General features: G+C 61.1%; 26 protein-coding genes, 1 tRNA gene and 2 pseudogenes. 19 read left to right on the top strand and 10 right to left on the bottom strand.

Features of this window, described 5'->3' with window-relative positions; genetic code table 11:
• Positions 1-2 precede the first annotated feature (2 nt).
• The 5 genes from rsgA to ASU23_RS12780 all read right to left on the bottom strand — a co-directional run bounded on the left by rsgA (position 3) and on the right by ASU23_RS12780 (position 4486).
• Complete coding sequence (gene rsgA, locus ASU23_RS12800) at positions 3-1073, bottom strand: ribosome small subunit-dependent GTPase A (protein WP_050655629.1); 1071 nt, start codon at positions 1071-1073, stop codon at positions 3-5.
• 197 nt (positions 1074-1270) lie between these two features.
• Positions 1271-2167, bottom strand: coding sequence for a glycosyltransferase (locus ASU23_RS12795; RefSeq protein ID WP_058038036.1), 897 nt, complete (start codon positions 2165-2167; stop codon positions 1271-1273).
• A complete protein-coding gene (locus ASU23_RS12790; protein ID WP_007731776.1) occupies positions 2164-2970 on the bottom strand; it encodes an ABC transporter ATP-binding protein in 807 nt (268 codons plus the stop codon). The genes ASU23_RS12795 and ASU23_RS12790 overlap by 4 nt, the downstream gene beginning before the upstream one ends.
• A gap of 9 nt (positions 2971-2979) precedes the next feature.
• Positions 2980-3852 carry an ABC transporter permease gene (locus tag ASU23_RS12785; RefSeq protein ID WP_020968137.1) on the bottom strand — a complete coding sequence of 291 codons (873 nt, stop codon included), beginning with the start codon at positions 3850-3852 and terminating at the stop codon, positions 2980-2982.
• A 64-nt stretch (positions 3853-3916) separates the two neighbouring features.
• Positions 3917-4486, bottom strand: coding sequence for a bacterial proteasome activator family protein (locus ASU23_RS12780; protein WP_003943894.1), 570 nt, complete (start codon positions 4484-4486; stop codon positions 3917-3919).
• A gap of 132 nt (positions 4487-4618) precedes the next feature.
• Between ASU23_RS12780 and ASU23_RS12775 the strand changes: the two genes are divergently transcribed.
• The gene (locus ASU23_RS12775; RefSeq protein WP_020968138.1) at positions 4619-5821 is read left to right on the top strand and encodes a cysteine desulfurase-like protein; all 1203 of its coding nucleotides are present in this window, start codon (positions 4619-4621) and stop codon (positions 5819-5821) included.
• 15 nt (positions 5822-5836) lie between these two features.
• On the opposite strand, the gene ASU23_RS12770 is transcribed toward ASU23_RS12775, so the two are convergent.
• Positions 5837-6826: an NAD(P)H-quinone oxidoreductase gene (locus ASU23_RS12770; RefSeq protein WP_007731765.1), complete on the bottom strand. Its 990-nt coding sequence runs from the start codon at positions 6824-6826 to the stop codon at positions 5837-5839.
• Here ASU23_RS12770 and ASU23_RS12765 point away from each other — a divergent pair.
• From ASU23_RS12765 to ASU23_RS12755, 3 genes are all read left to right on the top strand, one after another.
• A complete protein-coding gene (locus tag ASU23_RS12765) occupies positions 6825-8063 on the top strand; it encodes a lactate 2-monooxygenase (protein ID WP_003943926.1) in 1239 nt (412 codons plus the stop codon). The two genes, ASU23_RS12770 and ASU23_RS12765, sit on opposite strands and share 2 nt — an antisense overlap.
• Positions 8064-8191: 128 nt before the next feature.
• Positions 8192-8617 carry a MarR family winged helix-turn-helix transcriptional regulator gene (locus ASU23_RS12760; RefSeq protein WP_020968140.1) on the top strand — a complete coding sequence of 142 codons (426 nt, stop codon included), beginning with the start codon at positions 8192-8194 and terminating at the stop codon, positions 8615-8617.
• Positions 8618-8667: 50 nt separating this feature from the next.
• A tRNA-Ser gene (locus ASU23_RS12755) sits at positions 8668-8757 on the top strand.
• A 54-nt stretch (positions 8758-8811) separates the two neighbouring features.
• Here the strand turns inward: ASU23_RS12755 and ASU23_RS34880 are convergent.
• Positions 8812-8961, bottom strand: a pseudogene (locus tag ASU23_RS34880) (site-specific integrase); the annotation flags it as partial.
• Here ASU23_RS34880 and ASU23_RS12750 point away from each other — a divergent pair.
• Positions 8954-9337 (top strand): phage major capsid protein, encoded by a 384-nt coding sequence (locus ASU23_RS12750; protein WP_052027918.1) that lies wholly within the window; start codon positions 8954-8956, stop codon positions 9335-9337. The pseudogene ASU23_RS34880 and the gene ASU23_RS12750 overlap by 8 nt on opposite strands.
• Positions 9338-9405: 68 nt before the next feature.
• Here ASU23_RS12750 and ASU23_RS35325 read toward each other — a convergent pair whose 3' ends face one another.
• Positions 9406-9621 carry a KTSC domain-containing protein gene (locus tag ASU23_RS35325; RefSeq protein WP_054827089.1) on the bottom strand — a complete coding sequence of 72 codons (216 nt, stop codon included), beginning with the start codon at positions 9619-9621 and terminating at the stop codon, positions 9406-9408.
• A 479-nt stretch (positions 9622-10100) separates the two neighbouring features.
• Here ASU23_RS35325 and ASU23_RS12740 point away from each other — a divergent pair, with 479 nt between their 5' ends.
• The gene (locus ASU23_RS12740) at positions 10101-10541 is read left to right on the top strand and encodes a hypothetical protein (protein ID WP_007731752.1); all 441 of its coding nucleotides are present in this window, start codon (positions 10101-10103) and stop codon (positions 10539-10541) included.
• A 231-nt stretch (positions 10542-10772) separates the two neighbouring features.
• On the opposite strand, the gene ASU23_RS12735 is transcribed toward ASU23_RS12740, so the two are convergent.
• A complete protein-coding gene (locus tag ASU23_RS12735) occupies positions 10773-11186 on the bottom strand; it encodes a hypothetical protein (protein ID WP_007731749.1) in 414 nt (137 codons plus the stop codon).
• A 321-nt stretch (positions 11187-11507) separates the two neighbouring features.
• Positions 11508-12002, bottom strand: coding sequence for a YfbM family protein (locus tag ASU23_RS12730; RefSeq protein WP_058038035.1), 495 nt, complete (start codon positions 12000-12002; stop codon positions 11508-11510).
• A 251-nt stretch (positions 12003-12253) separates the two neighbouring features.
• On the opposite strand from ASU23_RS12730, the gene ASU23_RS12725 reads away from it, so the two are divergent.
• From ASU23_RS12725 to ASU23_RS12660, 13 genes and pseudogenes are all read left to right on the top strand, one after another.
• Positions 12254-13105 carry a glycoside hydrolase family 43 protein gene (locus ASU23_RS12725; protein ID WP_223257880.1) on the top strand — a complete coding sequence of 284 codons (852 nt, stop codon included), beginning with the start codon at positions 12254-12256 and terminating at the stop codon, positions 13103-13105.
• Between the two features lie 586 nt (positions 13106-13691).
• A complete protein-coding gene (locus ASU23_RS12720; protein ID WP_007731745.1) occupies positions 13692-14375 on the top strand; it encodes an MspA family porin in 684 nt (227 codons plus the stop codon).
• 90 nt (positions 14376-14465) lie between these two features.
• A complete protein-coding gene (locus tag ASU23_RS12715) occupies positions 14466-14858 on the top strand; it encodes a hypothetical protein (RefSeq protein ID WP_007731744.1) in 393 nt (130 codons plus the stop codon).
• Positions 14859-14920: 62 nt separating this feature from the next.
• A complete protein-coding gene (locus ASU23_RS12710) occupies positions 14921-15259 on the top strand; it encodes a hypothetical protein (protein ID WP_007731743.1) in 339 nt (112 codons plus the stop codon).
• Positions 15256-17424 (top strand): hypothetical protein, encoded by a 2169-nt coding sequence (locus ASU23_RS12705; protein WP_216637124.1) that lies wholly within the window; start codon positions 15256-15258, stop codon positions 17422-17424. The genes ASU23_RS12710 and ASU23_RS12705 overlap by 4 nt, the downstream gene beginning before the upstream one ends.
• A 1022-nt stretch (positions 17425-18446) precedes the next feature.
• On the top strand, positions 18447-19124 hold the full coding sequence (locus ASU23_RS33390; protein WP_007731739.1) for an SMI1/KNR4 family protein: 678 nt from the start codon (positions 18447-18449) through the stop codon (positions 19122-19124).
• Positions 19125-19454: 330 nt separating this feature from the next.
• Positions 19455-19694: pseudogene (locus ASU23_RS12690) on the top strand (hypothetical protein); the annotation flags it as partial.
• A 102-nt stretch (positions 19695-19796) separates the two neighbouring features.
• Entirely contained in the window at positions 19797-20351 is a 555-nt protein-coding gene (locus tag ASU23_RS12685) for a hypothetical protein (RefSeq protein ID WP_007731734.1), read from the top strand.
• Position 20352: 1 nt separating this feature from the next.
• On the top strand, positions 20353-20541 hold the full coding sequence (locus ASU23_RS34875; protein ID WP_007731733.1) for a hypothetical protein: 189 nt from the start codon (positions 20353-20355) through the stop codon (positions 20539-20541).
• Positions 20542-20679: 138 nt separating this feature from the next.
• Complete coding sequence (locus tag ASU23_RS12680; RefSeq protein ID WP_253741330.1) at positions 20680-21453, top strand: hypothetical protein; 774 nt, start codon at positions 20680-20682, stop codon at positions 21451-21453.
• Positions 21454-21986: 533 nt separating this feature from the next.
• Positions 21987-22682 (top strand): Imm52 family immunity protein, encoded by a 696-nt coding sequence (locus ASU23_RS12670; protein ID WP_367646120.1) that lies wholly within the window; start codon positions 21987-21989, stop codon positions 22680-22682.
• 86 nt (positions 22683-22768) lie between these two features.
• Positions 22769-23464, top strand: coding sequence for an Imm52 family immunity protein (locus tag ASU23_RS12665; protein WP_253741326.1), 696 nt, complete (start codon positions 22769-22771; stop codon positions 23462-23464).
• Positions 23465-23556: 92 nt separating this feature from the next.
• Positions 23557-24582 carry a hypothetical protein gene (locus tag ASU23_RS12660; protein ID WP_058038031.1) on the top strand — a complete coding sequence of 342 codons (1026 nt, stop codon included), beginning with the start codon at positions 23557-23559 and terminating at the stop codon, positions 24580-24582.
• Positions 24583-24655: the final 73 nt, after the last annotated feature.

Genomic DNA, 24655 nt, shown 5'->3' with positions numbered 1-24655 from the left:
CGCTACCGGTCCCGACCGCGGTAGTGACTCTTGAGTTGTCGGGAGATCACCTTGATCTCCCGCGTCCTCTCTGCCTGCAGACGAGCATCGCTTCGCGCGGCGTTCCATGCATTCTCTCGCTGTAGTTTCCGGTAGCTCGCGAGCCTCCGCTCATCGATATCGCCACGCCCGAGTGCGCTCAGGACTGCGCATCCCGGCTCGGAGTTGTGTGCGCAATCGGAGAACCGGCACTCTGCAATCAGCTCCTCGATCTCGGGGAACGTCTTCTCGATCCCCTCCGCCGCGTTCCACATGCCGACCCCTCGCAGGCCGGGTGTGTCGATCAGTGTCCGGCCGCCGGAGAATGAGATCAACTCTCTGGTGACGGTGGTGTGGCGTCCCTTTCCGTCACCGGTCCGAACGCGACCGGTCTCGAGTCGATCGGCGTCTGTGGTGTCCGCGAGGAGGGCGTTCGCGAGCGTCGACTTACCGGCGCCTGATGGACCGAGTATCGCCACGGTGCCGTCCAGAACTGCATCGAGTACATCCATTCCTTCGTTGGTCTCGGCACTGACGGCCAGCACTGTTGCCCCGGGCGCAATGGCAGTGACCTCGGCGAGAGTGTCGGAGATATAGTGAGCTGCATCCGATTTGGTGAGTGCGACGACAGGGGTTGCACCACTTTCCCAGGCGAGTGCGAGTAGTCGCTCGATGCGCCCGAGATCGACGTCGCCGTCCGAAGCCGTGGCGATGACGACGGTGTCGACATTGGCCGCCAGAATCTGGCCTTCCGATTTTCCGGATGCCGAGGATCGAACGATGCTGCTTGATCGAGGGAGTATCGAAGTGACCGTGTGCATCTCGGGTTCGCGTGAGTCCCGTAACTCGGCCACGGCGACCCAGTCACCCGTACAGAGTGGATCGCTGCCGCTGAGTGCGCGAACTGTGCCTTCGGCGACGGCCACGTCGCATCGGCCGCGGTCGACGCGAAGAATGCGCCCGGGTGCGGAGTCCGGTGGGGCCAGGTCAGTGAATGTGTTCGAGAGTGTTGCGTTCCAACCGTATTCGGTCAGGGGCGTGCTGTTTTCCGACATGGTGAGTGTGTCCTCGAGTGCGAAGAAGTGTGAATTTTGACGGCGCTGAAACTGCGGAACACGACAGTCATCAATACTCACTCCTCGAAAATCTCAGGACGCACCATGCGTCGGATCAGAATCGTCTCAGCCGCGGTCGCGACTGTGCAACTGATTTAAAAGAGATCGGCTAACTGATTCAACTCAGGCCGACTGACTCAACTCGGGCGTGCGAACTTCTCTTCCCGGCCGAGCTTGCGCAGTCGCATCCACTCGCGCAGTCCGGCCGGATCGCGGCGGGTGATCAGGAAGTACCAGCCGAACCGAACCCATTCCTGCGGAAGCAGTTTCCGCATTCCCGGTTGGGAGAGGATGTATCCACGGTTGCGGTACGTGAAGTAGCGCTTCGCGTCGTTGTCGGGGTACTGCGTGTGCATGCGTCCGCCGAGGATCGGCTTGAACTCGTCCGCGCCGTTGGGGTGGACGTAGGCAGTTTGCAGGCAGGTACCGAACTTCAGGCCGGAGCGCACGAGGCGACGGTGTACCTCGACCTCGTCGCCGCGGACGAACAGGCGTAGATCCGGAACTCCGACGGCATCGATCGCGTCGGCGGTGAACAGTGCGCCGTTGAAGAGGGACGCGATACCGGGCAGGAGATCCTCGTCGCCGAGCTCGGAACGCAACCGGCGCCACGACGTGCCGCGGCGAAGTGGGAAAGCGAGTCGGTCGGGGTCGTCGATGTCGCAGACGACGGGGGAGACCTCGGCCAGGTCGTTCCGAATTGCACAGTCGAGCAGTGTTTCCAGGACCTCAGGCCCCTCCGGGCGGCCGTCGTCGTCGGCGAGCCAGACGCGGTCGGCGCCGAGTGAAAGCGCGTAGAGAATGCCAAGAGCAAATCCTCCGGCACCGCCGAGGTTGTGCTGAGAACCGATGTAACTGGTCGGCAGTGGAGCGTTGTCGACGAGCTCTTTCACATCGGCTTCGTCGGCATTGTCGACGACAACCAGATGATCGAGCGGACGCGACTGGGTGCTGAGAACCTTCAAGGATTCAGCCAGCAGTTCACGACGCTTGTGAGTGACGACGACCCCGATGATTTTCTCGGGTGCGCTCACGGGGTGTTCTCCCGTTCCATTTCCTTGATCACGTGGCGCACATGTTCGGCGGCGTCGTCACCTTCGTAGGCGCGCACGACGTCTTCGATGTCGCCTTGCATGCGGATCTGGCCGTGGTCGATCCACATCGCACTGTTGCACAGCTGAGCGAGGAATTCGTTGGAGTGGCTGGCGAATACCAGGATGCCGGAGCGTTCCACCAGCTTCTGCAGCCGGATGCGGGCCTTCTTCATGAATTCCGCGTCGACGGCACCGATGCCCTCGTCGAGAAGCAAGATCTCAGGATCGATACTGGTCACGACGCCCATGGCAACGCGAACGCGCATACCGGTGGAGTAGGTACGCAGCGGCATGGAGAGGTATTCACCGAGTTCGGTGAATTCGGCGATCTCGTCCATCTTCGCGAGCATCTGCTTGCGGGTCTGACCAAGGAACAGGCCGCGGATGATGATGTTCTCGTACCCGGAGATTTCCGGGTCCATGCCGACACCGAGGTCGAAGACGGGTGCGACGCGTCCGCGAATGCTGGCGGATCCCCGGGTCGGTTCGTAGATTCCGGAGAGCAGGCGCAGCAGGGTGGATTTGCCGGCGCCGTTGTGGCCGACGAGCCCGATGCGGTCGCCTTCCTTGAGCGTCATCGTGATGTCGCGGAGCGCTTCGACGACGACGACATCGGAGTCGTTGCGGCCGATGGATCCTCCGGCCTTGCCGAGGAAGGCCTTCTTGAGCGAGCGGGATTTCGCGTCGAAGATCGGGAAGTCGACGCACGCGTTCTGCGTGTGGATGCTGACTGGCTGACTCATGTGTTTCCTCTAGACCCAGTAGGGCACGCGTGCCCGGTACTTGCGGAGTGCCAGAATCGCGACGGCCCAGCCGACGACGGTGAAGGCGATGACGATGTACCAGTGGTATGCCTGCTGGTCGGCCCCGATGAGTGGTGCTCGGATGATCTCGAGGTAGTGGTACAGCGGGTTGAGCTCGGCGAGTCGCACGCGCCCTGCGGCTTCTGGACTTTGATCCTTGAGAGCCTGCGTCGTCCACATGATCGGCGTCAGCACGAACAGCAGCAGGGTGAGGCTGCCGAGGATGGGGGCGATGTCGCGGTACCGGGTGGAGAAGATACCGAAGACGATCGAGACCCACAGCGTGTTCGCGACGATCAGCACGAATGCCGGTATTGCCGCGAGTGCTGTCCAGCTCATGTTCTGCCAGATACTGAACGCGAACAGCAGAACTATGTAGATCGCGAAGTTGTGCGCGAAGAACAGCACCTGACGCCACACCAGGCGATACACATGCACGCTCAATGCCGACGGCAACTGCTTGATCAGGCCCTCGTTGGCGATGAAGACCTCGGAGCCTTCGAGGATGCTTGCACTGATCAGGTTCCACACGATCAGCCCGACCGTGACGTACGGCAGGAACTCCTTGAGCGGAATGTTCAGCAACGCGGAGTACAGAAGACCCATCGCGGCGGCCTGAACGCCGGTGGCGATCGTGATCCAGAACGGACCGATCACCGACCGGCGGTAGCGCTGTTTGATGTCCTGCCAGCCGAGGCTGAGCCACAACTCACGCTGATTCAGACCGTCGCGAAGGTCTTTGAACGCACGACGGAACGTCTGGGAGTCGGACACGGGCGCGGGTGCGCCCGGCGTCTCGGATTCGATTGCGGATGCTGACACGGAGGTCGAGCCTACCGGCCTGGCGTCGGAGCCGGTTTTCCCGCGGACTTCGTGGTGGTCCGAGTTACAGATACTGGCCGGTTCCTGGGCTCTGTTGGTCCGGATGGGCAGGCGAATGCGGAGCCCCGATGCTCATGCCGGGAGGCAGTGCGCCCTGCCGCATTTGTTCGAGCTGGGCGCGCGCTGCCATCTGCTGCGCGAACAGTGCGGTTTGAATTCCGTGGAACAGTCCTTCGAGCCAGCCGACGAGTTGGGCCTGCGCGATTCGCAGTTCGGCGTCGGAGGGAATGGAGTCGTCGGTGAACGGGAGGCTCAGTCGCTCGAGTTCTTCACGGAGTTCGGGTGCCAGGCCTTGTTCCAGTTCTCGGATGGACGAGGTGTGGATGTCCTTGAGGCGCTTGCGGCTGGCGTCGTCGAGCGGCGCGGCGCGCACTTCTTCCAAGAGTTGTTTGATCATCGTGCCGATTCGCATGACCTTGGCCGGCTGCTCGACCATCTCGGCGACGGACTCGGCTTCGGATTCCGCGCCTTCGGTGGTGCCGGAGGTGGAGGCCTCTGCCTCGGCCGCCGGCATCGCGACGGGTCGACCGTCGGGTCCGATAACGAGTACCTGCTCTTTGTCGGGGTTCGTCATGCTTCCATCTTGTCGTGTGTGGGCGACAAACGCCGCGTAACCCCCAAAAAGTTAGCTATCGAATAACTGTACTGACGGGTAATTGGGTGACTGCCTTCGACTAAGCGGGCGTCTGCACCTAGAGTGTCGAGCATGGCTTACGACGTTGCCCGCGTACGGGGGTTGATTCCCTCACTCGGTGACGGCTGGATCCACCTCGATCCGCAGGCCGGAATGCAGATCCCGGACGCCGTCTCGCGGACGGTCTCCACCGCGTTCCGTGCCTCTGCATCTTCTTCCTCCGGTCGCCACGTCTCGAACCGTCGTAGTGCTGCCATTCTCGAGAGTGCGCGCACCGCGGTCGCCGATCTGGTCGGCGGAGATCCTGCGGGAGTCGTTCTCGGATCAGACCGAGCGGTGTTGTTGGCTTGGCTCGCCGAGTCGCTGAGTTCGCGGTTGGGCCTCGGAACCGGTCTCGTGCTCTCGCGCCTCGACGAAGAGGCGAACGTCGCGCCCTGGCTTCGTGTGGCCAGTCGCTACGGCGCTCAGGTGCGATGGGCAGAGGTCGAAATCGAAACGTGTGAGCTCCCGAGTTGGCAGTTCAACGATCTCATCACCTCGACCACTCGATTGGTGGCCTTGACGGCCGCATCACCGGTCGTCGGTTCGGCTCCGAACGTCCGCGCCGCAGCTGATCGTCTGCACGAATTCGGCGGACTGATGGTGGTCGACGCCGTCGGTGCAGCGCCATATGCGCATGTGGACATGACTGATCTCGGGGCGGACATCGTTGCCGTCAGCGCGCCGTCGTGGGGCGGTCCGCAGGTGGGCGCACTCGTCTTCCGCGATCCCGGACTGCTCGACCGAATTCCGGCCGTGTCGCTCAACCCGTACGCGCGTGGCGCCGAGCGACTCGAGGTGGGCGGTCATCAGTTCGCGCTGCTGTCCGGTCTCACGTCGTCGATCGATTTCCTGGCGGGCTTGGACGAATCGGCAACGGGAACCAGGCGTGAGCGCCTCGAAACCTCGATCAGCTCGCTGCAGGACTACCAGGACGGTCTGTTCGATCACCTCATGCGTTCTCTCGCAGCCCTACCCAACGTGATGGTGATCGGCGGCGCACCCACGCGGGTGCCGACGCTCAGCTTCACGCTCGAGGGCATGGCGGCAGACAAGGTCGCCGCGCATCTGGCCGACAAGCGCATCGCGACGGTCAGCGGTACGCATGGTGGTTCCAGGCTGCTCGACGCCCTCGGCGTCAACGACGAAGGCGGCGCGGTCACCGTCGGCCTTGCGCCGTACACGACGCGGTACGAGATCAATCAGCTGGTCGCCGAACTCGGCGCCCTGGGCTGATCGATCCCGCTCGGCTCACTTCACGGTGAGGATGACCTTGCCTACGGTTTCCGGCGAATCCAGCAACTGATGGGCTAATGGCGCCTCGGTGATCGGAAGTTCGGTCGACACGATCGGTTGAACCGATCCGTCTGCGATCAACGGCCACAACTTCGCGCGGACGTCGGCGACGATGTCCGCTTTACCGCCGGGGCCGGTGAGCGGACGCCCACGCAGGCCCGTCGACGTGATGTTTCCGCGCTTTCCCATCAGCTTGGCGATGTCGACCTCGCCCTTGCGGCCACCCTGCATTCCGATGATCACGACGTGGCCGTCCATGGCGAGTGCGTCGACGTTGCGCCCGAGGTACGACGCTCCCATGTTGTCCAGAACCACGTCGGCGCCGTGGTTGTCGGTGGCTTCGGCGAGTGATGCTACGAAGTCGCTGTCGCGATAGTTGATGAGAATATCCGCGCCCAATTCGCGGCAGCGGTTCAATTTGTCCTCCGAACCCGCGGTAACTGCGACGCGGGCGCCGAGGGCTTTGCCGACCTGGATGGCGTGGGTGCCGATTCCGCCGCCACCGCCATGGACGAGGAGGACCTGTCCGCGTCGTAGACCTCCGCGCATTACGACGTTGGACCACACCGTGCACGCAACTTCCGGCAGGGACGCTGCGACACGGAGATCGACGCCAGCGGGAACCGGGAGAAGTTGTGTTGCCGGGACCGCAACCTTCTCGGCGTAGCCACCGCCGGCCAGCAATGCGCAGACTTCGTCGCCGACGGACCAACCGGTGACGTCTTCGCCGAGTTCGGTGATCACACCCGAGCATTCGAGGCCGAGAATGTCACTCGCGCCGGGCGGCGGCGGGTAGAAGCCTTGACGTTGGAGCAGGTCGGCGCGGTTGACCGCGGTTGCGGCGACCTCGACGAGTACGTGCCCGCGAGGTAGTTCAGGATCGGGCTGCTGCGCCCATTTCATGACCTCGGGACCGCCGGGCTGATCGATCGTTATGGCGTACATGGATACGACGCTAGCGAATCTCCCCGCTGACGGGTGTTTTGCCGCTACCGTCGCGGACGTGACTTACTTCGGGAACATGCAGAACGAGATCTATCTGACGGGACTGAGCGGCGCGAAGCCGGCTTTGCCGATGACTGCGGCGGGCTTGGAAGATGCCGCGCGCGAGCAACTCTCACCGGAGGCCTTCGGGTACATCGCCGGTAGCGCGTCGACCGAACGAACCGCGGAGTCGAATCTGCGTGCGTTCGACAAGCATGCGATCGTGCCGCGGATGTTGCGGGGGACTGCGGCGCCGGACGCACGCGATCTGAGCGTCGAGGTGTTGGGGACGCGGTTGGCTGCACCGATCCTGACGGCTCCGGTGGGCGTGCTCGGCTTGGTCCACGACGACGCCGAGGTTGCGGTCGGTTCGGTCACTGCCGAGTTGGGGATCGGATCGATTCTCTCGACGGCGGCATCCTCGACCATCGAAGACGTAGCGGCGGCCTCCGGCGAGAACTGGTGGTACCAGCTGTACTGGCCGGCCGACGACGAACTTGCCGAGTCGTTTGTCCGCCGAGCGGAGACGGCGGGCGCGAAGGCTATCGTCCTGACTGCCGACACTCCCGGTATGGGTTGGCGTCCAAGGGATCTCGAACTCGGTCACCTTCCGTTCCTGCAGGCGAAGGGTATTGCCAACTACCTGTCGGATCCGGTGTTCCGCGCCAAACTGGCGACGCCGCCCGAGGAGAGCGCAGAAGCGCTGCAGATCGCGGTTCTCACGTGGGTGTCGTTGTTCGGCAATCATGCGGTGCGGATTGCCGATATCGCGAAACTTCGCCAGTGGACGACACTTCCGATCGCGGTGAAGGGAATTGTCCATCCCGACGACGCACGTGAGGCCGTCGCGGCCGGCGCCAACGGCATCGTCGTGAGCAACCATGGTGGGCGTCAGGTCGACGGGTCGATTTCGGCACTAGATGCTCTCGGTCCCGTCGCTGATGCGGTGGGGCATGAGGTGGACATCCTGATGGACTCCGGAATTCGTTGTGGCGCAGACGTAATCAAGGCTCTGGCCTTGGGTGCCGATGCAGTGCTGTACGGGCGGCCGTGGGTGTACGGGTTGGGATTGGCCGGAGCGGACGGAGTGCGTCATGCATTGCGCAGTCTCCTGGCCGACCTGGATCTCACTATGGGACTGGCGGGGCTGGCATCGGTTGCCGAAATCGACCGTTCGATCCTGATGTCCAATTCGTGACTTTAGGGTGAGTCTTACTGTGACGGGCGGACACAGGTCTAAACTTGGAACCTGTGACAGCTGAAGCGACAACCGAGGAGACATCGCAGGCGGCGCACGGTGAGACACCGTGGCTGACGCCATGCGAGATGCGTGCATGGCGCGGCTACATGGACGGTAATCAGCGCCTCATGGAGGTTCTCAACCGCGAACTGCAGGATTCACACGACCTGTCGTTGGCCGATTACCGCATTTTGGTCATGCTCTCGGAGTCAGCTGACGGGTCGTTGCGGATGAGTGACCTGGCAGACGGCGTGCTGTCTTCGCGCAGCCGCCTGACGCACCAGATCAGGCGGATGGAATCTCAGGGCATCGTCGTGCGCGACACTTGCGTCGAAGATGGTCGCGGCGTGCTCGCGCGGATCACGGAAGAGGGTAGGCGTCGCCTCGCCGAGGCAGCGCCTACTCACGTGGCCGGCGTGCGGAACAATCTGGTCGATCTGCTGACTCCTCAGGAACTGGACGTGCTGGCAGACGTCTTCGAGAAGGTCGACAAAGCCATCGGCGAGCGCTGACGTCGGAGCCGTTTTCGCGGTCCGTGGGAACACCCGATAGGATCGCCCACGGAAGCGTGGCAGAGCGGCCGAATGCACTCGCCTTGAAAGCGAGCGTGGCGTTAAACCCACCGGGGGTTCAAATCCCTCCGCTTCCGCCAAAGTCCCTCACTTGTTCATGCAGGTGAGGGACTTTTTTCGATCAAAGTCAGCCACTAGTTCGCATTCTTTGAGCACGTTTTGAGCACACCCGTCTCTGAACGTGCCTGATTCAGTGAGATTCCAATGGCGTCGAGATCGTCGTCGAAGAGGTCCGCGTAGGTGTCGAGGGTCATCGCGGCCGACGCGTGTCCGAGCATGCGCTGTCGCAAGGCCGTGACCGCAGTCGAGAGCATCGGCCACACCGCTGGCACGTTCGTTCTCAGCCCTGCCGATTGGGAGAAGCTCGAGCTTGCCCGCACCGACTCAGCCGGCAGTCTCGAACTCGGTGGTCCGGTTGATCGTGCCAAGCGCACCCTCTGGGGCGTGAACATTGCGATCTGCACGGCACTGCCGGCCAAGACTGCAGTGCTGCTCGACCCGACCGCACTCGCCGTCGACACTGACGCGAACGTGGAACTCAAGTGGGACAGCTCGGGCGACAACTTCGAGAAGAACTTGATGCGTGCCCGCGTCGAGTCCCGCTACCACCTGGCGGTGTATCAGCCGCTCGGCGTCGTGAAGATCGCCACCGCAGCCTGACTCAGGCCGCACAACGGAAGCACCCCGCCTCAGAAACGAGTCGGGGTGCTTCACTACTACCGAGGTAGTTAATTGATTCGCGTTGGGACATGAGCCTTGATCCGCCGACCGGTTCGCGTCCAAGGATGGGGATGCCCATCGGTGAGCTCGTGGAACAGCGCAATGGGCACGTCAGCGTACGAGTAGCGGCGATTCTGACGGAATTCGACAACCAGAGTGCTCGTTGCCGGATCGTAGCCAGCGGCTCGGACATTGGTGGATTGTGGGATCGGGATGAGATTCACTAACAGCCCCTAGAAACGGTTGAGACAGCGGACGCGGATCGGTCCGTGCAAACTGAACGGTCACCTTGTTCGGAAGGTTCCCAAGCCAAGGGGCGTTGGCATCGCTGGGGCCTGGCCGTACGGACCACTTCCGAGCCGAGACTGCGAAATCCCTGGGCGTTGACGCCTCCCAGCGTCGTGTCCAACGCGTGCGCGAGCCCGCTCAGCGCGTAGGAGGGAGAGAACCAGTAACCGGTCATCGGAAAGGGCGTCCGTCGACGTGGACACCCTCGCAGACCTGACCGTGTTTGAAACACGGTCAGGTCGCGGATGGGGTATGTCTGGCATGCCTCATCGCCAGGTCTGCCCTCATCAGTAGTGAGTGCGGCAAAACAGACCCAGTCGAACCTGGGCCTCACGCCGCAGTGGATGTCGATAGCGAACAGTAATCTCTGTCAGGTGGAGCTCGTCAGCTCCACGCTGAGACGAGAGGCTCGCCGATGACCGAAAATTGCTGGCTCAAAACTCTGGATGGCACCGTAGTTCGGCCGTCACTGGCCGTCAGGTTCGACGTCCAGCCGGATTTCTACGATTTGGGACGCCGTGGCAGCCTCATCGTTCTACGAGTCCACGTCAATGGCCCTCGAAGCAGGGACAATGCAGCAACGACCGAAGCCCTCCATCTCTTGGAGCTGCCCAGTGAATTCGCCGGCGGACCGGGCTTCACCGAATTTGACGCGGAGGCAGACGCGCGCAACGCTGCGAAAATCGCACAACTCACAGCTCTCATCGAACCTCTGACCAATGCAATCGCCACCAACGCTGGGAACCGCGGTCTCACCACTATCGGTGTGAGCCTCGACGGAGGAGTCGAAATCCGCCGGCGCAATGAATGGACGGGCGCCGAGGTCGTCAAAGAAGCTGAGGTGAACAACGCCTGATTGGCGATCAGATCCCAAGACCCTGATGTCGGCTGTGCCGACATCAGCTAAAAGGGTGTCGGTAGTACTGACACCCATTGAGTCTTCGCCGATCGGCGAAGACTCCCACCAACGCTTCCCGGCGCCGGGAAACGTTGCGGGATCTCACAAAGGGTGTGCGTTCACCGCACGCCCTTCTTCGCAGTGGCGCGAAAAGGGTACTCACTCAGCGCGTACCCTTGACCGTTTCACCTACGTCACTGAGAAGAGACTCGCAGCCAGACCGAGAATGATGCCGAGCACGAGGCCCAGTAGCCCCGCTCGCTCAAGCCATTTGTTTGGCTCCTTCATCGCTTCTCTGTGTCCGATTACTTGCTCGAGCGCCAGGCGGACGTTTCGTACTCGCATATCCGTTTCGACCGAGGGGCGGATCATCGCCGCGAAACTTTCATCACCGCCTGCGTATTCGACAGAAAGCGGGCCTGAATCCTCGTCGATCTCATTCCAGACCTTCCAAATCACCTGAAGATTGCCCTGCAACAACTGGTCGTTACGCCGCGCACGCAGGAACTCGCGCACCACGATCACGATGCCGAAGAGTTGGAACACGCCCGCCAGTGAGTACAGCAGGTAGATCCCAGCAGACGAGTTCAGAAAATCGATCATGAGGGCACACGTTAGCCCGAAGGGATGTCTCGGGTGTCGTCACGTTCTACGTCGGATCCCACATCGAACGGTGAGGAAGGAACGAGCCGTAGTCGAGCGTTCCCTGAGCACAAATGAGCACACCTACTACAAAATGGGGGTGATTCGGCGTGACCGCACCTGACCCATTACCGCAGGTAGGGCAAAAATCGATCCCCGGCCTGCGGACGCGCAAGAGTTCAAATCCCTCCGCTTCCGTCAAAAGCAAAGGCTCTGACCTAGGACTTCTCCAGGTCAGACCCTTTACCGGTTTCGGAAGTCACACTGCTTGGGTGGTGGGCGTCAGAACCGCACCGTGAACACCACGTGGTGATTCTCTCGGGCCGCGCGCTGGAAAAAGTCCGCCACTTCCTGAAGCCAGCCCCAGGCGTACCGGCGCTCGTCGGGACCGTACTCCGGGTTGCGGTCGTCGAGAGGCATCGCGTCGTAGCGCGCGCCGAACTCGGATTCGGTGATTTCCGCCAGGTACGAGGAGACTTCGGCGACCCGATCGGGTGCCAGGTAGGTGACGAGTTGGTCGTCGGTGTCGGCGTTGAGGTCTTCGTCCCCCAAGATCACGCCGTAGGCCGGCCAGTTCTCGGGCACGCGCTCGTACCCCGTGCTGGAGAGGGCGCACAGGATCGGATCCCACGCCTTGTCCGTGTCGCACGAGAATTCGGATCGGCCCGTCTCCTCGATGTCCTCGACCACAGCGCCGAGTTTGTCGTCGTCGCCGCGCGCGTCCAGAAGTTCCGCTGCCACGCTGTCTGACAGCGCGAAATGCACCCCAAGTTCCATGGCGTGATGCTAACGGCCGACCTTGCCGCCGTCCCGCCGTCACTACAAGACGAATCGACTTAGGTAACGATCCTGCTCTGCCTCCGACCGAAGTTACCCATGGAGGGCCTGCTGTCATACATACTTCATCGGTGATTCCGACAAAACGGACCGGCCTTTCTGTTGTATCGCTGGTGATCCTCGTCGTCGCGGGGTTGCTGGTCGCAGCCCCTGCCAGCAGCGCCGCGCCGCCGCCTGACTGGAAATACACGATGGTGGCGTTCAGCAATGCCAGCGACCGCGACATGGATGTCTACGAGTCGGCTGACGGCACCGGCTTTCAGCTCGTCCAGCAGTCGGCGTACAGGCCGCCGTCTGGGCTCGTGCGTGATCCGAGCATCTTCCGGAACACGGACGGGTTGTACTACCTCACCTACACGACGGGTGGTGGGGCGAACATCGGGTTCGCACGCAGCAGCGACCGCATCAACTGGACGCCGCTGGGGAACTATCCGGTTCCGTTTTGCTGCGCCTTGATGCCTGGTACGGGAGATGGCACCGGTTCTGCGAGCCCCCCTGGCTTCTCGGGTTCGGCCGGTTTCAGCGACGGACCGTCGCTGTCACCATTCGTCACCAAGGCCTGGGCGCCTGAATGGTTTGTGGACGGCGATCGCGTCAACGTCATCCTGTCGATGTCGACCGGTGGAGGATTTGTGCCGTATCTGATGACGGCGTTGGAACCGTCGCTCCGGTTGTGGAGCCCGCCTGTTCCGCTCGCCGGGATCGGTGCGGACCACATCGACACCACCGTGGTCAAAGTCGGATCGACCTATCATGCGTTCACCAAGAACGAGACGAAGAAGGTCGTCGAGCATGCGGTCGCTCCTTCGGTGACGGGACCTTATTCGTTTGTCCCGCCCGGAAATTGGGGTTCGCTTGTCGAAGGTCCGGCCGTGGTTCAGTTGCCGAGCGGCGACTGGCGGATCTATCTCGACGCCTATACCGAAGGAAAGTATCTCTACTCCGACAGCACGGACGGGCTGAACACCTGGTCTCCGGTGCAAGAGGTTCCTGGGGTGTCCGGGACTGCACGGCATCTCGGCATCATGAGAGAACCGGCATAACTTTCGACCCCGAGTTGGTAAGGCTCTGATCAAGGACTCCGGTCTTGGTCAGAGCCTTTTCTCGTACTTGCGTACTACTTGTGTGCGTCGCCTGCGCGAATCAGTGATTGACAAGCTAACGATGCGATGCCGGTGGGTCCGACGAGTTCGCGCCGACCACGAAGTGAGTATCTCCGCGTGAGCTGTGCAGAGTTGCGCTCCCAGGCCCCGCTCGGCCTTGATTTGCGATCGATTGCCAAGTAATGCCTGTTAGTTACATATTCAAGTACGCGCACTGGCTGATGCCCGCACTTTCTGCCTTCAGCTGCTCTGAGGCCCGCGAAATGCGGGTTGAATTCGATTTGCCGCACTGTTCCTGAGGGATCTTCTCGTCCGTAAACGGTGACCTTGCTCATAGCGGGACCTAGGTCCTTTTTGCTGCTGATAAGCCTGTCGATATATACCTGTTACCGAAAGTTCACCCTAAATCCAAGATGGCGGAATCGGCGCGCTGGCGGGCAAACAGGACGATTGGTACCGTCCGGTAACTAATTCAGTTAGTTGTCGGCTACCGCTCTGGTTGCTGTGTCACGTGGAGGAGCAGTTCATGTCGATCGAATCGCAAAACGGCATATCCCATCGTCGATCGAGGGCCGCAGTGGGGCTCGCGGCGTGTGCGGTTGCCACACTGTCGTCTGGGGTGGTCTTCGCAGGGAGCGCATCGGCAACGCCGACGGCGTTGGCGGACAAATTCGCGAGCACGGTCACCGATGACGGCTGGACGTTGGATCTTGCCGCCACCAAACTGTCGGCGAATCCGGTGCCGAATTTGGCGACGACGGCGTTCACTCGTGAGGGGTTCGTGTCGGCGAAGGTGACCGGCACGATCGGTGGTCAGGGCGATTCGGCAGTGAAGACCGGTTATGTCGAGCAGGGATTGCAGATCGGCTGCCAGATCGATGTCTCCTCCGGACTTGGCTTGGGGCTTGGCTTTTCGCTCGGCCCGTCTGTCGGTGTGAGTATTTCGGGTGTCCCGTCGGCGAACGTGGGTGTGAATGCGTCGGTGAATCCGAGTATTCAGTCGACGATTGCGCCGGGCACGATCACGACGATTCCGTTGGGGAAGAAGGATCTCGAGTCGTCGAAGGCGTCGATCACGGCAGAGAACGTGCACGTGAAGGTTGATGCGTGCATGGGGCCGGTGACGATCCGCTCGTACGCACAACTCTCGGTGTCGACGGCGACGTCCGACAACACATTGTTCGTGTACTCCGATCCCACCTGGCTCTAACCCACGCAGCCGTCGTCAGCGCTGCTGGCGACTATTCCCGATCCGTCCCGTCCAGGGGTGGTTACTCATCACGCCCACAAAGGAGAAATCATGAAGATTCGTACCTTGGCCACTGCCGGAACTCTCACCGCAGGTATCGCCCTGTTCGGTGTTCTCGGCGCCGGCATGGCATCTGCTGCAACTCCGATCGTGCAACCGGAACATGGCCGGATCGGACTTTCGCTTTCGAACGCCGAAACGGCGGCGCTGGCGGCGAGCCCGATTCCTGATGCGATTGCGAACATCGTTCCAGGTTCGCTGAGGGGGGTCTGGTTGGCGCCTGGTTCCGCGATAACTGTTACCGATGGCAAGGTCGACGCCCTCGAAGGAACTGTGCTCGGTGAAGCAGCCGCGCGTGGTGGGCATGCCAATGTCTTTGTCTCCGACCCGAATCACCCCGCCAGTGAGGGGCACATAGTGCTGACGGAGCAGTACTGGAACTGATACCAGGCCGAACGTCGGCGACCCGTTGTCCCCGCTCTCCCTTCCTGTTTGGAGTTCCAGCCATGACCGTCAACAACGCCGAACGTCGCAGTGTCCAAACGGAACCCGCTGCCCTCGTCAGCAAAGGCGTTGCAGACGTTGATGACTGGGATCCGGACAGTGAACTCAGTCCACTCTCCAAGGCTGTGATCGCTACGGCAGTTGGACTGGGGTTGCTGATCGCGGCATTCGCGGTGATCGGGAAGCTCGCCGGCTGGGCGAACGACTACGGGACGATCCTGGTTTACCTGGCGTTCTTCTTGTGGATGTCGATCTCCGGACGGTTGTTCTGGTGGGGCGCAGACAAACTCATCGCGCTACTCCGAACGAAGAAGAGTGACAATCGTGGTGCGCACCGGTGAAGTCCGGTAGACGACTTCGCCGGACTCTCGCGGGAGTGCTTGCCGCTGGGGCGCTGTTGACCGGAGCGGCCGGAGCGATCGGTGCGGGAATTGCACTCTCCGCCGCTCCGGCGAACGCGACGCCGGAAGAAGACTGCGCGGCGGTGCGGGCACGTGATCATCAGATCTACCTGAATCTCATTGCGTCGCTGCCACCTGGTGCACCCATCCCGCCAGAGATCATCAACCCGTGCCTGAGTGCGCCGTCCACGACGGCGACAGTTGCGCCGACGACCACGGTCGGGCTCCCCGGTGCGCAGGCTCCAGGCGGTGGCCCGAATGTCGGCGCGAATGCTCCGACGAACTTTCCCACCTACAACGGCACCCCCATCGTCCCTGTGCCGACGATCGAGGTTCCGCCCATTACTTCCGAGTCCCCGGCCTCGGAAACTGGTGTCGGTGCATTCCCCAATGCATCGGCATCAGCGGTTCCCTCACCCACACCCACCCCGGGTGAGGGAACCACCACCGATCGTGGTCCCGGACCGATCCCCGCGGATTCGGATTCGAATATCGCACCGGCCCAAACGGTTCCGGACCCGGCAGCAGATGTTTCCACCGCCGGGGAGGACTCGGGCCGTGACCGGTATCTCGAACTGGTCCTCGTCGGGGCCGCGGCGTTCACCGCTGCGGGTATGAGAGTGAGGGGGCGGCCGGGACCGTTCAGTGCGCGTGTGAGCGCGCGTCCGTGGGAGTCGGTTCTCTCCCAGGTAGTCGGTACGGTCGCGAAACCGTTCATGCCGTATTTCGTCGGCGGTCAGGACGTCGTGGTCATCCCCGACCCAGGTGGCGGACAACGCACCATCTTCCTCATTCACGACGAAACCTCCTCGCATGAAGCTGAAATGGTGGTCGACCTACCACCCGGCGGACACATGAGCATCAACGACGACGGGTCCGTCGGTGTCTACGACGCGAACGGAGACTTGCAGGGCACCGTTGCCGCTGCGTGGGCGTACGACGTCAACGGCGATCCGGTTCCCACCTACTACGAGATCCGTGACGGCAAGCTCTACCAAGTCGTTATCCCGACCCCGGGCGTCATCTACTCGGTCACTGCTGACGGCCCCTACGGCGGCAGCGACCCGGTCACCGGACGAGACGTCACCGCTACACCCCTTCAAGGCGGCGGTGAGGTCGTCAACCAGTCCGGCGGACCGGTCATGGTCAACGTCCCGACAGACTCCCCCTACAACGACGTCGGCGGGATCGACCCACTGGGCAATCTCGACATGGATCCGCCGACGCAGCCGGCACCGACAACGCCTCTGCCGTTCGATATCGGATCGCCGACCGACTCGGGCACCGATACGAGCGAGCCTCCGTGGAACCCACTCGACAACCTCGACATGGACGCCCCGACGCAGCCGGCACCGACAACACCACTGCCGTTCGATATCGGATCGCCGACCGACTCGGGCACCGATACACCCGGGGGTACAGCGAGCGAGCCTCCGTGGAACCCACTCGACAACCTCGACATGGAAACGCAGACGCAGCCAGATCCTCCAATGGAATTACCATTCGGGATCTTTGACTCTGATCCCAACAACGGTTTGATCGGCCCCGCGCAGAGGGCCGCGAACCAACGGGCGCTCGCCCATGGCGACGTACCTGCTGACTTCACTGGCAACGTCCCTCTGACCGCACAGCAACAACTTGACGACCTGCAATGGCAGGTGGATCAGATGCGAGACCGCGGCTATACAGATTCCGAGATCGCAACTGTCTTGAGTAAAGGCAGCACCGCGCTCGGTGGCCCCGCCTCGGGCTTGCAATCTGCGGGCGCCCTTGCGAACACCGGTGTGCATCATGCTGGTTCGCTCCCGAGCGCTGCGCAGGCCGCTCGGTCGGCGGCAGTGGGTACTGTTTTAAGCAGATTATCGGTGGCAGTTGAGGTTGCCTCGGGTGTCATCAAGTGGCGCGAAGGCGCGCCACGTGGCGAAACTGTGGGAAATTCCGGTGGCGCAATCGCATTGGGATGGGCAGGCGGCAAAGGTGGCGCCGCACTCGGCGGGTTTCTCGGCGGCCCGATAGGTGCCGCAGTCGGGGGCGGAATCGGTGCAATCGGAGGATCGCTACTCGGGGCATACTTGGGTACCCGGGCAGGCCGATCATTTGATTGAAGCCTTAGACAATGATCGATCGCTCCAAGAGAAGGGACTGAGACCGTGCATTACCTGCTGATCGCTGCCATTGCATTCTGCCTAGCCTCGGGGGTGCTGTCGGCGCTTGATGCCGCAGCAGGCAATCCGATGCGGGGCGCGATAACCTTGGCCGTTTCGTTGACGGCTGCGAGTGGGATGGTGTTCCTCGTGACTGACAATTCGACCACCCGGATCGGCGCTGTCGCGGGCACTGCGGCGGTCCTCGTTTTGCGTTTTCTCCCGAAGAGTTCCATATACCGACGACACACCGTTCCTCAAGCGGAACCGGCACCATGACCACCTTTTATGCGATTTGTGCGATTGCTGCAGGGGCTGTGGCGTTGATCGTATCTACGCCCTACGTGATGTACCGCAGTCATGCGAGAACGATTTACTGGAGTTCGTCGATCCTTACCATCGTTTTCGCTTGGCTCACCGCTCCACAGCGGTCGATTCTCGGACCTGTCCTCTTGTGCGGTTTCGCTGCTGTGTTCGTGGCGTGGTGGTGGACCCCCTTCCTCACGCGAAGGCATCCCACCGGATTCAACGATGTTTTCGGTGCTTGGCTGACACGGGCGCTCTACCGCGAGCAGAAGGATGCACCTCCGGTAAACAGGTACGACAAATTGCACTACAAAGACACTGACCGCCAAGCACGAGATACCGATTCTGACGGAAATCAGGTCAACACCTGAGCCGGCGCGTAGAGCGCTTTGTCCTTGATACCACCCTCGCGCGTACCCGAACAGCTTGTAGTGAGATGCCGTGGGAAACAGTACTTTCCACATGGCGGCGTACACCTGCCCGGTTTGCGCAAGCTGTACAGTAACCAGGATGATCGATGGCTCGAAGCTGCTCTTCGCGCAGCCCAATTCAGTAGCTGTCAGCGCCATCGCGAGCGGTAGTCCTCTTCCCCTAGTCCCTGCAGCTCATCCCATTTTTCGAGCATCCGCCTCGTCTGGATAGTTAATGATATCTAATATATTGAATGGAGTTCAGTAGTGGATCTGGTCAAGATTTCGCGGTGTGTCGACTCGCCCGTGCTTGCGGAGATTGACGACTTGACACCACTTGAACGTATGGCGCTTCCGAATTATTGGTTGGATGCACTAAATGGTGACGTTGCAGCTCGAATTTCTGGGATATTGGACCAATGGGACGTATTTGGGCGACCGATATTGGGCGACACTTACAGAAACATTAAAGATAATCTATCTGATGTGCGGTTGCTCAGGTCTGAAAATAGGTTCTTTCTTCTATATAAAATTAAAATGGCAGACGGGACCGATCTCTACTATTTGGGTACGCCACCGGTAGTGGATGGTGATGAACTTTCAGGGTATTGGAGTAAATTCCCCTCCAGTCTAAAGAATTTCTATTCAAATTTGCACAACGGTTGGTACTATATTGCCGGTAAGACTGTCGGGCCACTGCCTCTTGAAGATATGTTTCGAATTGACAGCTTTGAATGGTCTATTCTGGACGGGCTGTCCCCTGAAGAGTACCCAGATCCGGCTCGTTGCATCGCGACATTCAGATCGGGCGGCGGCGGTTATCTTTGCTTGTACTTTGGTGAGGAATCGACAAGGGGTGTTGTGTGGTCATTGACGGAACCCCCTGAACTGGTCGATTACTCCACTTACCTTGATATCTGGACCAACGTCGGACTCGGTGCCTAGAGCCTGCGCCTTGGATAGCCAGACTGGAGACAGTCTAAGCAATTTGTGTGCGGTCTTGCCCCACGTGGCACGTGCCTCGGATCCAGTCTCCAAAGAGCAGATGATCAATTTGTCTGACCAAAAGGGATCTCGAGGTCATGATCGGTTTCGGGGGTACCTCACGCATCGACTCGTTTTCCTGCACCATTGCCGACGAATCGCTGATTGCGCTGGCGTTAAGGGTCGTACGGGGGCAGGCCGATATCTGGGCCTCTCGTGTCACCGTGCTCTACCACCGGACCGAATCATCGCCTCAGCGCAACGTACCCGGCGACGCGATCGTGGGCAGTTCGGGCTCGGTGGAGCATCGGCGACTACCGGCACCTTCAGAATCGGTCGAAAGGTGAGGTGGAGGTGGGATGGGAAACATACTTCCATTCAGGAGTTACGTTCGATCGCAGCAAACTCCCCCAATCTGCGGTGGTGGAGGAACTGCCCATTGGCACGTTGGTTCGGTTGGGGGACAAGCCAATGGAGGTCGCTGCCGCCGACATCGTGGCGGTGCGGGCGGCGATGGGTTACCCGGTGTAGCGCCAGAGCCTGTTCCAATTGGTCGATCGTCTTCGAACAGGAGTGACGTTGTCTGCCTTATCTTTACGTCGTGATCCGACCTCCGGGTTGACCTTGAAAGTCATGGCGCGAAAGGGACCGCCGGAAGCCGAATCGGTCACCGCGGCGCTGGCAGCGCGGTCACTGCAGTTCCTTCGAGAGCTTGACCCAGTCTTTGACGTCGACATGTACCGCGCCGTGAGGAATGACCTTCCCGACGGCGTTACGGTCGAGCAGGCTCTGGCATCGAATGGTGGACGGATCCTCACGCTTCAGGCAGAGGACTCCCTCGAGGCCGCAATGATCGAGAGCAGAAAGTCTCCTGATGCCGCAGGCGGGATTTACCCACTCTCATTCGGGCATCAACTCAGGTTGTTCACCGACAACGGAAACATCGAAATTCTCATCGGATTCGGGGGTACGGCAGGAGCAGGTTCCTTACTTTGCACCTTCATCTGGCCGTACCCAGGGGGCTTCGCCGATGAATCTCTGATCTCACTGTCATTGAAACTCGTCCAGGGCATGGCCGATATCTGGGACGCTCCCACGGCCGTGCTCTACCGGGATGCGGAGCTCACACCTCAGTACAACGTGCCCGGCGACGCAACGGTGGGCACGTTGCACCTACTTCGGCCCTGAGATGCCGATCAACGAAACGCAGATCCCACCCACTGTCGAAGCTTTTCCGTACAAGAAAGGAACGATCGTCATCCAGCGTGATCCACGCGCCCCGTTGGTTGCCGACGGAAGCCGAAGCATCCGTGCAGCAGTCGGCCTGCTGACCGAACGACCGGAGGTTCGCCTACCGAAAGGCTCGCGCCGGCTGTGACACCAGAAGTTACGGCCAAGCTCACGTCCGCAGGTGATGGTGTTCTTAAGAACAAGCTGCTCAGATAATGGAGGATGCGTTCGACGAGGTCATCGGGATGGAGAACATCAACATCATCGTATTTGGAGGGGAGTGAAAGTGCCTACGTCATCACTGCGCCGCAATCCTACGGCGGGCTTGACAGTGAAGGTCATTCCACGAAAGGGTTCGCCTGAAAGCGAGGCCGTCACGGCCGCGCTCGTTGCACGTTCGCTACGATTGCTTCGCGACATCGATCCTGTCGTCGACGTCGACTTGTACCAAACAGTAGGCGATGCACTCCCCGACGGCGCCGGAGTCGAGCAGGCCTTGGCGTCGAATCTCCGTCAGATCCTTGTACCTCCGACGGAAAAATCGATCGAAGCCGCATTGATCGAGCGCAGACGATCCCCCGATGCCACCGGCGGTATGTATCCCCTCTCATTGGGACGACATATGACCCTGTATTCACCCGCTGGAGACGTCAAAGTCGTTGTCAGTTTCGGGGGCACCTCAGGGTCCGGCGCATTCGCATGTGCCTTTGCCGACGAATCACTGATTTCGCTGGCATTGAAGCTCGTACAGGGACTAGCCGACATCTGGGACTCGCGTGTCACCGTGCTCTACCGCCGAACCGAATCATCGCCTCAGTTCAACGTACCGGGTGACGCGATCGTGGGCAGTTGCACCTACTTCGGTCCTGAGTTGCCGATCAAGGAAACGCAGCTCCCGCCCAGCGTGGAGGCGTTTCCCTACCAGGACGGCACAATCGTCATCCAGAAGAATCTGTCCACGCCGTTAACCGTCGAGGACATCCGAAGCATCCGCGCAGCAGCAGGACTGCCGACCGAACGACCGGAGATTCCTCTACCCAAAGGTTTCAGACGGCTGTGAGCCCTACATTGGGCGCACTCGGGGCTGCCTGCAGGTAGGGATGGCGCGGACCGACCAGCCTGCCCGCAATTACCGCGCCGCGATCCCGATCCGGCTACGCACCAGCTGATCGACGCTCCGGGTGGAGTGCCACCGCGCGGCATACCCGCCATCGACGGCACAGTTCAACCTGCCGAGCATGATCAACCCTCTGTTCCGTCCGTGAATGAAACCTGCACGCCCGGATCCCGCGATTCCGGAACCCTCGCAACCCACTTTCCCGGCGTTCCCGATCGTGGCGAGTGGGAATCATTCTCGCCCGGTGGGATTGGCGATCCGGGGTCGAACCCGAGACCCGAGAACTCCACCCCGGAGGCTCCCTCGCCAGGTCGTGCCGAGGAACCGAGTGTGCCGACTCTGCCTGATGTCGGTCAGGTGCCGGTGAATCCGGATGCCCCCGGCGCTCCGCAGCAACCCGGACCACAACTGTTCAATGACAATGATTTGCCGAGAACGACTATGACGATCGCAGAGTTGCTGGAAAGGAAAGGTCGATGAATTCGGATCGTGGCGCGACAGTGATCGGGTATTGGGGCCCTCGGACGCAACCGGTAGAAGGCATTGCAGCGGAGGTGTTCTCGTTTCTTCATAGTCTGAGGAACATTGATCCAGCACTTGGACAAGCTTGGGTGTTTTCGCCCGAGACTGCCTTCGAGTCGACCGATCTAAGCGTGGAAGGCCTAGCGAAAATCTTCCGGGCAGCGAAGGATGTCGAAGGGCAATCCGTTGCTGCCTTCGACCTTGGCTACATCGTGAGTTTGTTGCACCCGGACAGATATCAGTTCTTGAGAATCCAATTCTCTCTCGGCCGGAATGTTCCGAGGGTTCCGAATCTCGTCAACGTCACCCTCCCCCCGGAGAAACAAGCAATCGGGGAGGCGTCGCAGTTGCTGACTGCACGCGTCGGGGACGCGATCATGAAAGCGATCATCGAGCATTGGTCGCCGGAGTCTGCGCGGTGGGGGACGCGGGAGTACCGCAATGCGCAGGGAAATGAGGTCAGCGAAATCGAAGTCGGTTGGGAGACATACATCCAGTCCGGGATCGATCTTGATCACAGCAAACTGCCCGTCGTCGCCCTACTGGAGGAACTCCCCAACGGAACGCTGATTCGGTTGGGCGAGAAACCGTTAGACGTCAACTTCGACGACATCCTGGCCGTGCGGGAAGCACTGGGTTACCCGGTCTAAGACGCCGCGTGACCGCCGACCCTTGCTCATGTCGCGACACGTAGTCGGACGGAGACTATTACGCAGTGGTTGGAAAGGACGGGGCGATGAGCATAGTCGGGCGATGGCCGACCGTGATCGGATATTGGGGCACGCGGGTGCAGTCGAGTCAGGAAGTGGCGCAGACGATGCGGGCCTTCCTCGACGATCTGGAAGAGATCGACCCGGAGTTGGCGTTGCCGTGGGTGTACACCAAAAAACTGGACAAAGGCCCCGCGGATCTCAGTGTGGACGGGTTGGTGAAAATCTTCGAGCATTCCCGCTCGAAGGAGATGGGGTATTCGGACACCCCCGGACCGGGGTACAGCATCGGTTTGTCGCCCGAGGACGGGACCGCGCGGCGGATTATCGCCGGGGTCGGCGGCTTAGAAACCAGCGCCCCCAACAGTGTCCGGGTGTCGTTGCCGACGGAGAAGCAGCTCACCGACAGTACCCGGCGGTTGCTCGACCCGGATATCGGAGACGCGATCGTGAGAGTGATCGTCAAGCATTGGGATCCGGATCGGGCTCGGTGGAGCATCGGCGACTACCGGCACCTTCAGAATCGGTCGAAAGGTGAGGTGGAGGTGGGATGGGAAACATACTTCAATTCAGGAGTTACGTTCGATCGCAGCAAACTCCCCCAATCTGCGGTGGTGGAGGAACTGCCCATTGGCACGTTGGTTCGGTTGGGGGACAAGCCAATGGAGGTCGCTGCCGCCGACATCGTGGCGGTGCGGGCGGCGTTGGGTTACCCGGTGTAGGCCCCGCAACGGGTCTGGAATTCACCATTGCATCAGACGGCGAGAAATGTGTTAACCGGATGGCCTGCTTCGCCTTTCGATAGTATTGCCAGATGGCATCCCGAATCGACTTGCTCGCGTGGCTCCTCGATTCGGATCCAGCGATTCGGTGGCAGGTGGAGCGCGACCTGGTGAACGAAGCGCCCACTGTGTGGGCGGCGACGCGCGCGTCGATCGCTACCAAAGGATTTGGTGCACGCCTGCTTTCATTGCAGGATCGAGACGGCCAATGGGCGGGTGGGGCGTTCTTCCCGGCAGAATTCGACTTCGTGGGACCCGAAGCAGCAGAAGAAGGTTCGCAACCCTGGACGGCAACTACTTGGACGCTCAACTCCTTGCGTGAGTGGGGCCTCGACGCCAGTGTTCTGCGGGAGCGTCGTACTGCAGAACTGCTCGCGGAGAACTGTCGCTGGGAGTACGAGGGCCGGCCGTACTGGGACGGTGAGGTCGATTGCTGCATCAACGCCTGGACGGTGGCAAACGGTGTTTGGCTCGGCATGCCCGTTGATGAACTGGCTGATTGGTTTGTGCGGCATCAACTTCCGGATGGTGGGTGGAACTGTGAGTGGATCGAAGGTTCGACCCGATCGTCGTTCCATTCGACGCTCAATTCACTCAAAGGGCTTCTCGCGTACGAGATCGCGACCGGGGGAACAGATGAGACGCGCGCGGCTCGGCGATCCGGTGAGGAATTCTTACTGTGGCGCGGTCTGTTCCGGCGACTCTCGACCGGCGAACCGCTGGGGCCCTGGGTCGGACGGTTCGCGTATCCATTCCGGTGGCGTTACAACGTGCTCAATGCGGCCGACTACTTCCGTGAAGCGTCGTTGTCGTATGGAAATGAGCCTGATCCGCGAATGGCGGACGCGATCGAGATGATCCGGGCCGCTCGAGCCTCGGATGGGACGTGGCTCCAGGCCGGTCGCCAACCGGGGCGGGTGTGGTTCGAGGTCGACACAAAGGCGGGGGAGCCGTCGAAGTGGCTGACTTTGTCCGGCATCCGAGTGCTCGCCTGGTGGGATCAATCCTCCCCTCTAGGTGTTGCGGGTACGGACGTTGCTGACGCGGGACTGAAGTAGACGGGCTGGTCCTCGGCGCGAGAATGGGAATTGCGAAATAGCCGTTCTCGACCAAGAAGGACCAACCCTGTGA

The organism is Rhodococcus sp. KB6 (genome assembly GCF_001445685.1).
GTDB classification, from domain to species: Bacteria; Actinomycetota; Actinomycetes; order Mycobacteriales; family Mycobacteriaceae; genus Rhodococcus_F; species Rhodococcus_F qingshengii.
The sequence above is the reverse complement of the archived record's forward strand: the minus strand, read 5'-3'. Positions and strand labels throughout refer to the sequence as shown.

Coding starts and splice junctions, on each gene's coding strand:
- ASU23_RS12710 (WP_007731743.1), top strand. CDS start 14,921: ATGACCGTCAACAACGCCGAACGTCGCAGTGTCCAAACGGAACCCGCT.
- ASU23_RS12790 (WP_007731776.1), bottom strand. CDS start 2,970: ATGAGTCAGCCAGTCAGCATCCACACGCAGAACGCGTGCGTCGACTTC.
- ASU23_RS12775 (WP_020968138.1), top strand. CDS start 4,619: ATGGCTTACGACGTTGCCCGCGTACGGGGGTTGATTCCCTCACTCGGT.
- ASU23_RS12735 (WP_007731749.1), bottom strand. CDS start 11,186: ATGATCGATTTTCTGAACTCGTCTGCTGGGATCTACCTGCTGTACTCA.
- ASU23_RS34875 (WP_007731733.1), top strand. CDS start 20,353: ATGCCGATCAACGAAACGCAGATCCCACCCACTGTCGAAGCTTTTCCG.
- ASU23_RS12715 (WP_007731744.1), top strand. CDS start 14,466: ATGAAGATTCGTACCTTGGCCACTGCCGGAACTCTCACCGCAGGTATC.
- ASU23_RS12770 (WP_007731765.1), bottom strand. CDS start 6,826: ATGTACGCCATAACGATCGATCAGCCCGGCGGTCCCGAGGTCATGAAA.
- ASU23_RS12780 (WP_003943894.1), bottom strand. CDS start 4,486: ATGACGAACCCCGACAAAGAGCAGGTACTCGTTATCGGACCCGACGGT.
- ASU23_RS12725 (WP_223257880.1), top strand. CDS start 12,254: ATGGTGGCGTTCAGCAATGCCAGCGACCGCGACATGGATGTCTACGAG.
- ASU23_RS12685 (WP_007731734.1), top strand. CDS start 19,797: ATGGCGCGAAAGGGACCGCCGGAAGCCGAATCGGTCACCGCGGCGCTG.
- ASU23_RS12665 (WP_253741326.1), top strand. CDS start 22,769: ATGAGCATAGTCGGGCGATGGCCGACCGTGATCGGATATTGGGGCACG.
- ASU23_RS12750 (WP_052027918.1), top strand. CDS start 8,954: ATGCGCTGTCGCAAGGCCGTGACCGCAGTCGAGAGCATCGGCCACACC.
- ASU23_RS12740 (WP_007731752.1), top strand. CDS start 10,101: ATGACCGAAAATTGCTGGCTCAAAACTCTGGATGGCACCGTAGTTCGG.
- ASU23_RS12670 (WP_367646120.1), top strand. CDS start 21,987: ATGAATTCGGATCGTGGCGCGACAGTGATCGGGTATTGGGGCCCTCGG.
- ASU23_RS12765 (WP_003943926.1), top strand. CDS start 6,825: ATGGATACGACGCTAGCGAATCTCCCCGCTGACGGGTGTTTTGCCGCT.
- ASU23_RS12760 (WP_020968140.1), top strand. CDS start 8,192: ATGCGTGCATGGCGCGGCTACATGGACGGTAATCAGCGCCTCATGGAG.
- ASU23_RS12730 (WP_058038035.1), bottom strand. CDS start 12,002: ATGGAACTTGGGGTGCATTTCGCGCTGTCAGACAGCGTGGCAGCGGAA.
- rsgA (WP_050655629.1), bottom strand. CDS start 1,073: ATGTCGGAAAACAGCACGCCCCTGACCGAATACGGTTGGAACGCAACA.
- ASU23_RS12660 (WP_058038031.1), top strand. CDS start 23,557: ATGGCATCCCGAATCGACTTGCTCGCGTGGCTCCTCGATTCGGATCCA.
- ASU23_RS12720 (WP_007731745.1), top strand. CDS start 13,692: ATGTCGATCGAATCGCAAAACGGCATATCCCATCGTCGATCGAGGGCC.